The organism is Nostoc cycadae WK-1, assembly GCF_002897135.1.
Classification (GTDB): domain Bacteria; phylum Cyanobacteriota; class Cyanobacteriia; order Cyanobacteriales; family Nostocaceae; genus Nostoc_B.
This window is the reverse complement of sequence record NZ_DF978434.1, coordinates 21071-30754: the sequence shown is the minus strand read 5'-3', so window position 1 is coordinate 30754 and position 9684 is coordinate 21071. Positions and strand designations below refer to the sequence as shown.

9 protein-coding genes are annotated in these 9684 nt (G+C 37.6%); 3 read left to right on the top strand and 6 right to left on the bottom strand.

Features of this window, described 5'->3' with window-relative positions; all coding sequences use genetic code 11:
• Window positions 1-311 precede the first annotated feature (311 nt).
• From NCWK1_RS19940 to NCWK1_RS19930, 3 genes are all read right to left on the bottom strand, one after another.
• The gene (locus tag NCWK1_RS19940) at window positions 312-1502 is read right to left on the bottom strand and encodes a DUF4336 domain-containing protein (RefSeq protein ID WP_103125908.1); all 1191 of its coding nucleotides are present in this window, start codon (window positions 1500-1502) and stop codon (window positions 312-314) included.
• A gap of 110 nt (window positions 1503-1612) precedes the next feature.
• Complete coding sequence (locus NCWK1_RS19935) at window positions 1613-3310, bottom strand: serine/threonine-protein kinase (RefSeq protein WP_103125907.1); 1698 nt, start codon at window positions 3308-3310, stop codon at window positions 1613-1615.
• A gap of 64 nt (window positions 3311-3374) precedes the next feature.
• A complete protein-coding gene (locus NCWK1_RS19930; RefSeq protein ID WP_187308191.1) occupies window positions 3375-4214 on the bottom strand; it encodes an alpha/beta fold hydrolase in 840 nt (279 codons plus the stop codon).
• A 333-nt stretch (window positions 4215-4547) separates the two neighbouring features.
• Between NCWK1_RS19930 and NCWK1_RS19925 the strand changes: the two genes are divergently transcribed.
• The 3 genes from NCWK1_RS19925 (at window position 4548) to NCWK1_RS19915 (ending at window position 5906) form a co-directional block, all read left to right on the top strand.
• Complete coding sequence (locus tag NCWK1_RS19925; protein WP_096578695.1) at window positions 4548-4847, top strand: RNA recognition motif domain-containing protein; 300 nt, start codon at window positions 4548-4550, stop codon at window positions 4845-4847.
• Between the two features lie 289 nt (window positions 4848-5136).
• The gene (locus NCWK1_RS19920; protein ID WP_096578697.1) at window positions 5137-5442 is read left to right on the top strand and encodes a P-II family nitrogen regulator; all 306 of its coding nucleotides are present in this window, start codon (window positions 5137-5139) and stop codon (window positions 5440-5442) included.
• A gap of 173 nt (window positions 5443-5615) precedes the next feature.
• The gene (locus tag NCWK1_RS19915; RefSeq protein ID WP_103125992.1) at window positions 5616-5906 is read left to right on the top strand and encodes a hypothetical protein; all 291 of its coding nucleotides are present in this window, start codon (window positions 5616-5618) and stop codon (window positions 5904-5906) included.
• A 69-nt stretch (window positions 5907-5975) separates the two neighbouring features.
• Here the strand turns inward: NCWK1_RS19915 and infC are convergent, their stop codons facing one another.
• From infC to NCWK1_RS19895, 3 genes are all read right to left on the bottom strand, one after another.
• Window positions 5976-6443: a translation initiation factor IF-3 gene (gene infC, locus NCWK1_RS19910; RefSeq protein ID WP_281259147.1), complete on the bottom strand. Its 468-nt coding sequence runs from the start codon at window positions 6441-6443 to the stop codon at window positions 5976-5978.
• Window positions 6444-7007: 564 nt separating this feature from the next.
• Complete coding sequence (locus NCWK1_RS19900; RefSeq protein ID WP_103125905.1) at window positions 7008-7427, bottom strand: hypothetical protein; 420 nt, start codon at window positions 7425-7427, stop codon at window positions 7008-7010.
• Window positions 7428-7657: 230 nt separating this feature from the next.
• Window positions 7658-9583, bottom strand: coding sequence for a serine/threonine-protein kinase (locus NCWK1_RS19895; protein ID WP_103125904.1), 1926 nt, complete (start codon window positions 9581-9583; stop codon window positions 7658-7660).
• Between the last annotated feature and the right edge of the window lie 101 nt (window positions 9584-9684).

The window sequence follows — 9684 nt, the reverse complement described above, 5'->3', positions numbered from 1 at the left end:
TACCAGTTAGTCGCGCAAAGTGCTGTATACAAGCTCATATTAACGTAATAGTCATTTATTTTTGTTTTTTGGCTCAAAATCTAAAATTGTGTACGCAAAATCTATTTCCGCGAGTCCAGATATAACAAACGCGTATGCAAAAATAACAAACGCGTACGCAAAATCTATTTCTGCGAATCCAGATATAACAAACGCGTATGCAAAAATAACAAACGCGTATGCAAAATCTATTTCTGCGAGTCCAGATATAACAAACGCGTACGCAAAATCTATTTCTGTGACTTCAAAAATAGATTTTGCGTGCTTACTTATTACACCTTCTCCTTGGGAGGAGTAGCAATACCCTGCTTGAGTAGGTTTGCTTCTAGTTCTTTGATAAATTTACAGTCTTCCTCTAACAAAGGCTGACTTTCTGCACTTACTGATGGCTGCTTTTCTAAGAAACTGAATGCTTGTCGAAATTGACGGGGACTTACAGTTATAGGCGCATCAAAATGACAAGAAATAATCTGGTGAAAATCCCAAGTTGCAACTTTGTTTACCCAGTCGAGGACTTGTTGTGGTGCTTGGGGCAGAATGAGGGTTTGCAAAATGGGGGCGACAAATGGACGACCATTAGCACTTAGGGCGTGAAATGACTGCTGCCAATTTTCTTGCCAACGAAATGGATATAAACCAAAGTAGGCTTTGCGAGAATGGTCTGGGGCTTTAACTGCATCACGGAAACTTTCACCTAGTTTAGTTACTTCCAGCGCACTAGGACGGAAATAAATCGCAAATAAGGAAATACGCTGCCATCCTTGAAGGCGGTTTGCGGCGTTATCTTCAATAGGTTGGAGGGCATTTTCCCTGGCGTGAAATAACAAGGGGTATGGGTCTAATTCAAAGATAGCTGGTGGGTTTTCGGCTACAGATATGATTGTATCGGTTAGGAGGAGCGTGTGCGATCGCTTATGCAAAAATGCTACTTCTACAAAAGAACCCCGTCCCAAATTGATATCTAACACCTCATACTCGAAATCATCCGCAAACGGCGCAAGACTAGCATCTTCAGGTAATACAGAAGTTCGTTTTTGCGGAAAACCTAGCCAACTCAGGGGTAAGTTGAGGGGAAAACTCCATTGATGCGGTGCAACAAAAACCTGTGCTTGGGGAAAACATCTCGCAAAAGGGCCGACGAAAACCTTATGTTCTAAACCAGAACTAGTTGGGAGAATAATGTACTTCACCTCACCATGTTTGCATACCAACTCCTGCACCATACGCACACATTCAATTGTGGGTGCAACAGGCGCATAAACCAGCAAACCGCCACCTGTTAGCTTAATTACAGTCATCCTTATCGGCACAATAGTGTAGAGAATGCCGTGAAACTGCTCAAATGTCCAGATTGTATCTTTAACAATTTCTTGGCAAAGTGTTCGCCGTCTGCTGTAGGGATAAAGGGGAACAACAGGCCAGAACGGCCATGACCAATCTTTTGAGTTGTTGCTGGGATACATGAAAATTAAATATGACCATTATCAATATAGTAGTCCTCAATCATTGATGATCAATGAAACTCTACACGCCAATTCTCACAAATTAAACATAAGTGCTAAAAATTTCTACATTACTTTTTTATAGGTATTACAATAGGTTGAGGAATGGTTGCAAATTTGTCAACTGAACCCAAGGAATAATCATCTAATTTAAAATCTGCAAATGGTTGATTGATGAACCTATCTCGCAGCGCTTCATCTAAAATAACCCCTTTTGATTTTTTCCTCACACCAATAATGATAATACTTCTTTGATATGCAGTGATATCTTGATTAGACGGGCATTTATTCTGCTGAAATTGACCCAGATTTAATAAGCGATAACCTTTGACGCTGGATGTATTTTTAAATAATTTTTGAGCCAACATTTGTACTTGCTTTGCACGTTCTAGAGAGCGCCGTTGTGCAACTGCTAAATTGCCTTCACAAGTAGCTGTACCTACAGAAATAATTTCTGTGGGATATTCCATAATTTTTTGAATGCCATCTTGTTCTAGGTTTAATTTTAAAAAATCAAGACTCACAACTTGATCATTATGCTTAATTTGAAACGTGCTATTTAATAGCCATTTATATTCTGTTGATAAAATCGCAATACTAAATTCTGCCGTTTTACCTTGACTATCTCTACCTTCTTGATATGTAAAAAAGTCTATTTTACCTTTTCTATCAGAAGCTTGACTTTGGGTAATCAAGGCAGAAAATTTAGGCGATCGCATTCCCAAAGCCATGAAACCAATTAAGCTTAATGACATCATTAATGCGGCTAATAATGCTATTAAAGGTAATTGTTCTTTAATTTCTGTTTTAACAATAGTTGGTAAAAATTGTCTTTCTTGAAGATGATTAACGATATTCGAGCTAACTTTCTGTTGTTCAATTTCTCCTAACTGCCGCAATATTTCCTGAGCAGTTTTTGGTCTTTTCTCTATATCCGTTGCCATCAACCAATCAATTAAATCTAAGAGTGTAGGTGAGACATGAGACACAAAATCGCGCCATTGCAGCAAATTTTTTCGGGCATCATACATATCTAAAGGATGCCTTCCTGTTAACAAAAATGTAAAAGTGCGTCCCAATGCAAAGAAATCTGATTGCGGTACAGCTTGACCTTTCATTTGTTCCAATGCACTGTAGCCGGATGAAATAACTGATGTCATTTCACCACTATGACTAAATTGAGCAAGGTACTGCTTGACTACTTCTATAGATGTGCCAAAATCAACTAATACCAATTGCCCATTACTACGAAGTTTAATATTTGCTGGTTGAATATTTTGATGCAGATATTGCTTGCTATGTACCAAGTTTAAAATTTCTACTAATTGTTGTAACCAGGCAATAGCTTGTGTTTGAGAAATTGGACGATATTGCTGTTTATTCATCCATTGTTCTAAATCCAAGCCATCGATTTTTTCTTTTGCGACGCAGTGTAATATCAAACCATTGCGCGTTTGATATTGAAAATAACCATCAACTTTGGGAATACCCGGATGATGTAATTGACCTAGAACAGTAGCTTCTTGTTGAAAAATTTTGATTGCAGCTGCATCAGCAGATAAATCCTCTCGCAGTACCTTAAGGATTTTTGGCATATCTTTTGTGTATGCTTCGTAGACTTTGCCAAAGCCAGTTTTGTCACTCAACAAGCGAATGACGCGGTAACGCCCCGGTAATTCCAACGGAGAACCACAACTTTGACAGAAGCGGTGTTTATCGTTATCTTGATTGTTCGGTTTGGGACAAACTGGATTTATACAAAGGCTCATTGTCAGTCAAAAGTCAAAAGTCAAGAGTCAAAAGTCAAATGACCATTGACCATTGACTATTGACTCATTTACACTCTGCTAAAAAAGCCGCCACAGTCCGGTTAAATGACTCAGGTTCAGTCAGAAAAGGCCAATGGTTTCCCGGAACTTGGCACAAACGTAAGTTGTTCAGATTGGTTTTGTAGGGTTTTAATTGCCATTCTTGGCGGTTGAGACCTTTATCAGACTTAACAAACAAGGCAGGTGTGTCAATGGGACTGGTAAAGCCAGGTACGCGCATCACATCTTCAAAAATCCCATCACGGGCAGCTATGGTGAACTTACTACCCCAACTACCATCAGGTTTTTGTTCAATTCCTGCTTGGAATACTTGCTGTTGTAGTTCATTCCAGCCTTGATATTGGTTTAATTTTTGGGCTAGTTGTTCAGCTTCTGCATAACTAGCAAATGGCCCCATACCTTTGAGAAAAGATAAAAAGCGGTATAACACAGGAAACGTCGCTTTTAAGAATTCGGGCATTTTCCAGATGAAAATCGGGTCAACCAGCACTATACTTCGCACCCGTTGGGGATTTTTCTTAGCCCAGATAACAGCTAATTTACCAGTCCAGGAATGACTCACAACATGGGCGGAAGACCATCCTAATTTATCCATGAGAGTTTCGAGGTCGGCGATCGCACTTTCAAAGCTATAATCTTTCTCTGGTTTGCTGCTTTCACCATGACCCCGCATATCTGGCGCAACTATATGGTAATCTGCTGCTAAATATGCTCCCAAGCTAGACCAAACCAGCGCATGGTCGCCTAGCCCATGTAATAACAGCAAAGGCTCTTGACCTTGACTCCACTCTAAATAAGAAAGTTGAATATCAGATTTAACTAAGGTTTGCCGTATAGGGATCATTGTCAATCTAACTTTCGAGAAGATGGCTTTGCGCTTATATATTACTGCGAAAGCCTTTATCTACCAAAGGTAAGTATTGATCCTTGCGTAGACTAAGCTCATTGCAAGCATTAAACTTGATCACCCACACGGAGTGATAAATTGCTTACATAACTTTATATAACGCTTTTGACAACTCACCCCTGATAATTGCTTGCTATGTCATACTAGGGAGTGAGAGTTAATTCGGCGACCGCGTTTGTTTTTATTATTGACAGGCTTTTTCCTTTTGGTATTTACAGACTTTTCTCCGAAACCTAAATCTCCAGACACTTATGATTTCGGAGACAATCTATGTCAGTTTATGTAGGCAATCTTTCTTATGAAGTTACAGAAGATAGTCTAAATGCAGTTTTTGCAGAATATGGTTCAGTAAAACGCATTCAGTTACCTACTGACCGTGAAACAGGTCGGATGCGTGGTTTTGGATTTGTGGAAATGGGTACAGATGCTGAAGAAACAGCAGCCATTGAAGCTCTTGATGGCGCTGAATGGATGGGACGTGACCTAAAAGTGAATAAAGCTAAACCCAAAGAAGACAGAGGTTCATTTGGTGGTAATCGTGGAAGCTACGGCGCACGTAACCGCTACTAAGCTTTATAGATTTAGCTCTTTCAGCTAACTCATTAATCCAGCATATTAATTGCATTTATTACCGGCTTAGGCAGAAATGCTTGAGCCTTTTTAATACAAAATATGGACTGGAAAATCACCTAAAATCCAATACGGTTCAGTTAACATTTTAATCTTCTGAAGATCCCCCCAAGCCCCTTAAAAAGGGCGGCTCATAACCCTCTATTACCCCCTTAAAAATGGGGTCGCCGCAGGCGGGGGGATCTTAACTAAACCGTATTGACCTAAAATCGAATTTCTGGAGTTCTCTATGTCAAACTCAACCCCTCCCGTTGAGCCTGCTATTTTAATCACCATTATTGGTGAAACAGTACTCAAAGACCGGATTGTTAAGTTGCTAAAAAACCATAACGTCAGCGGCTATACAATTAATCAAGTACAGGGTGAAGGCGGTCACGGAAGACGCTTGTCAGACTTAGCAGGCTACAACACTAATATTGAAATCAAGACAATAGTCTCATTAGAAGCATCAAATGCAATTCTATCTGCACTCAAAGAAGAGCAAGGTAAGCACGCCTTGATTGCTTTTCGCCAGAATATAGAAGCCTTTTATTAATTAAATTTCCGCAGGTATTATTGATAAATATGTAGTCTTATTCAAATGCTGAAAGTGCTATGTAATTAACAATTTTGATATGACTAGCTTTAATATTAGATAGCTTAATGTCATACTCAGTAGCATTACAGAATCATGTTTTCCCTAACAAGCAATTGCAAGGTGTATCAAGTATGGAAACTACTGCAAATATAATTCCTGAATTTGAAAAATTATTTAGACAAAAATTACAACTAAATAATTGTAAACTGAGAAAAAAAAGGCAAGAAAATAATTATGAAATTATTACTCCTGCTAAAGACATATTTTTGATGTACTGGAGCGAATTCCCAGAAGTTAAGTTGATATATCAGGCTGTAGGAGTACGCACACAGCAAACCGTAGTTTATGAGCGAGCTATTCGCTCTCATATTGATTTTTGTTTAAATAACATCAAAGAAATTATGATGACTATTGCCAACTAATGGCAATTTCCATTCATAAGTAAATAACAGCGCTCTATGTTTCGTGTATATAGAGCGCTGTTTATATTTTTATGCAGGCATGATTTGCACAATCAATGAGCGTTTATCCAGGGATTGGACTTTCCCAACTTGACCCAGATCAGTAACAATGCGGTCTAGCATATCTCCAGCCTGCTGGCGATATTGATTTTCTCGACCCCGTAAACGAATAGCAAATTTGACTGAATCGCCTTTACTCAACCACTGAAGTGCTTGATTAATACGCAAATTATAGTCACCCGCACCGACATTAGGACGGAAGCGAACTTCTTTTACAGTAGGTCTAGCACTTGAACCCTGGCGTTTCTTCTTTTGATACTGAAGTTTACCATAGTTGAGAATCTTGGCTACTGGAATGTCTTCGTTTTGGGAGACTACAACCAAGTCAAGCTCGACGCTCTGCGCTATCTGTAGAGCTTCATAGGTGTCTATCAAACCACGATTATTATTTTCATGGTCAATCAAGAAGACTTGAGGTGACTTGATTTGCGAGTTAATTAGCTGCTTTTGGACTACGATAATTTTTTCCTCTCAATTATTCAACACTTTGCCTTGCAAGTATTACTAAGGTAACACAGTATGCTCTATACTTCTTCAGCCATCAGACAGAAAATATTGAGTTTTTGTTACTTAAGTTTAAAAATTGAAAATATTCTTATTATTTTGCGTATTGCTAAAGATAAATCTAAATTTAATTTTCAAATTATGTACATCGCAACGCTATTGATTAACTTTCGATTAATCCTGACTAAAAGATTATTTATAAAAGATAAATAAAACTACACTACTCATCTTCATCTCCTGGAGGTCTTTCGGTTCGGCTTTGTTGTGCATTCCACTCCAAAACAATGCGTTCTAACATCTCAACTTGTGTACATTCGTTAACAGCAGCATACATCTTGATCAATTCTCTGACTTCAAGACTAATCTGACTTATAACTAGTTCTTTATCTTTTGCCATATTCATTAGCTGTGGTTATAGTTAAGCCTCAAATTAATTACTGACCTAAAAATAGACAAGGCTGAATAAGCGCTAGAATATTATGTCAAAAACTGACTTAATTACTGTAGGTTATCTGTGTTGAGTTCTCCACTAACATCTACAGTTCCTGAACTATTAACATTAATTTTTAATGCTTCTTTTGTAAAATATTTTAAAGTGGAAGCTAAAGCTAATTGAGCAGCTACTTGATAAGTAATCTCTTTAGGAATTTCTTGTTGTTGATTTAACACTTCCACAAAGCTTTCAAAATCACGCATTACGCAATATCTGTGTAATGCAGCTTTTTGATCTATCAGATTAAACTTTTCATCAATTTTCTCTTTAGCTTCTTTTTCGGCTTCAGAAATTGAATTGACGAATCCACTGTTATGACACAATTCGCCAGAAATCTTGTAGTAGTAAGCTTTTCTACTTAATGATTCCTCTTCAATACAGATTGAATGAAACTTGTACTCAATTTTGTACTTATTAGATTCCATAAATATATGACATCACATAATTAACTAACAATTAGTTTGGATTTAAGGTGAAATTCTGCTAATAATAAAAAAAATATGAATTAATTTTACTCTTCTCTTCTACCTTAACACAAAATTCAAAAACCTTATAGAATATTTTAACTAAAGTATGAGTGGAGATATGTATTTAAGAAATTTTCTCCAAAACAACTTAACTTAATTATTTCTTTGTGAGTTTTGTAACTACTATCTCACTGCTGAATTCGCCAGATTTTGATACTTCTATCACTACTACCACTGACTAATGTTTGCGAATCTGGACTAAAAACTACAGAATAAACAGTAGTAGTGTGACCTGTAAGTGTCTGAATTAAGCTACCATCATTTAAATTCCATAGTTTAATTGTAGTGTCACCGCTACCACTAGCTAAAGTCTTGCCATCAGGACTAATTGCTACAGAAAAAACCTCTGCGTTGTGACCTGTCAGTGTCTTAATTAATTCGCCTGTGGCTAAATTCCAAATTTTAATTGTTTTATCATTACTACCACTGACTAATGTTTGATTATCAGGATTAATAGCCAGAGAAATAACGGCATCATCATGACCTGTGATTGTCCGCATTAATTCACCTGTGGTTAAATTCCAAATTTTAATTGTTTTATCATTACTACCGCTGACTAATGTTTGACCATCAGGACTAATTGCTAATGACATTACAGAACTCAAATGGCTGGTGAGTGTCTTAACTAACTGGACTGTTTTTAAATTCCAAATTTTGATGGTTTTATCGCCACTACCACTTACTAAAGTTTGTCCATCTGGGCTAATAGCAATTGACCAAACTGCACCTTCATGTCCTTTCAGAGTGTGAATTAATGTCCCAGTTTCTAAGTTCCAAATTTTGATAGTCTGGTCATTACTACTACTCACTAAAGTCTGATTATCTGGGCTAATAGCCACTGCAATTACGCCACTATTATGACCAGATATTGTCCGAATTAAACTGCCATCTACTAAATTCCAAATTTTGATGGTTTTGTCACTACTACCACTGACTAACGTTTTACCATTTTGAGAGATAGACAGGGTTTTAACGTAGTGTGAGTGAGATTTTAGAGTGTTGTCTATTTGCAGATGTTCTAATTGATTGTTATGTATAAATGTCAGTCTAGGCAATTGATATAATCCATAACTTAATACTCCTGCCATAACTAGGAGAGTTCCTACAGTTATTACTCTAGGAAATTTACGAGAAATTTTGGTGGTTTTGAGTGTTGTTGTCTGCTCTAGTTGTCGCAGTTGTTGCAATAGGATTTCAGGAGTTTGTGGTCTATCTGCGGCTTTTCTTGCCATCAAATTATCTAAAAATTCAGCAAATTTTGGGGAGACATTTGCTGCTGGTCGCCAGTTTAAAACATCATCACGAGCATTATAAAATCGTAGTGGATATTGTGCCGTTAATAAATAAACAAAAGTGCGCCCTAGGGAGAAAAAATCTGATTGTGGGACAGCTTGACCGCAGGCTTGTTCTGTTGCGGTATAACCTGCTGAAAATACGGCTGTAATTTGATTTCCTTCGCCTAATTTGGCTAAATAAGTATGGGTTGCATCTCTCGCAGTGCCAAAATCAATTAAAACTAATTGTCCATTGTTACGTAACATGATGTTGGCTGGTTTAATATCACGATGAAACCAGCCTTGGCTATGAACTATATTCAAGATTTCTGCTAATTGCTTTAACCAGGCGATCGCTTGTTTTTCCGAAATGGGCTGGTGACTTTGTTGTTGTAGCCATTCTTCTAAATTAACACCATCAATTTTCTCCATTACTAAACAATGGAGCTTGAATCCATTGCTGGTTTGATATTGAAAATAACCATCAACTTGGGGGATTCCTGAATGATTTAATTGACTTAAAACATTAGCCTCTTTCTGAAAGAGTTCCACTGCTTTGGCGTGGTTATTGAGTTGTTCTTTCAGTACTTTGAGAATTTTTGGCGTACTCCTAGTGTAGACTTCATAGATTTTGCCAAAGCTAGTTTTATCACTTAACAGGCGCATAACCCGATAGCGGTCTTCTAAAAGTAGTTGGGAACCACAACTTTGACAAAAGCGATGATTATCATTGTCCGGGTTTTCTGGATTAGGGCAGAAGGGGTTGATGCACAGGCTCATATCAAGCTACAGGCAGAATGTATCCGTAGTATACGTTGTGTTGAGTTAAGAGTTATTCTCTTTATTTACTTATCACCCCAACTCGGTGTTTCTACGCTATA

Coding starts and splice junctions, on each gene's coding strand:
- NCWK1_RS19900 (WP_103125905.1), bottom strand. CDS start 7,427: ATGGAATCTAATAAGTACAAAATTGAGTACAAGTTTCATTCAATCTGT.
- NCWK1_RS19920 (WP_096578697.1), top strand. CDS start 5,137: ATGTCAAACTCAACCCCTCCCGTTGAGCCTGCTATTTTAATCACCATT.
- NCWK1_RS19915 (WP_103125992.1), top strand. CDS start 5,616: ATGGAAACTACTGCAAATATAATTCCTGAATTTGAAAAATTATTTAGA.
- NCWK1_RS19895 (WP_103125904.1), bottom strand. CDS start 9,583: ATGAGCCTGTGCATCAACCCCTTCTGCCCTAATCCAGAAAACCCGGAC.
- NCWK1_RS19930 (WP_187308191.1), bottom strand. CDS start 4,214: ATGATCCCTATACGGCAAACCTTAGTTAAATCTGATATTCAACTTTCT.
- NCWK1_RS19940 (WP_103125908.1), bottom strand. CDS start 1,502: ATGTATCCCAGCAACAACTCAAAAGATTGGTCATGGCCGTTCTGGCCT.
- NCWK1_RS19925 (WP_096578695.1), top strand. CDS start 4,548: ATGTCAGTTTATGTAGGCAATCTTTCTTATGAAGTTACAGAAGATAGT.
- NCWK1_RS19935 (WP_103125907.1), bottom strand. CDS start 3,310: ATGAGCCTTTGTATAAATCCAGTTTGTCCCAAACCGAACAATCAAGAT.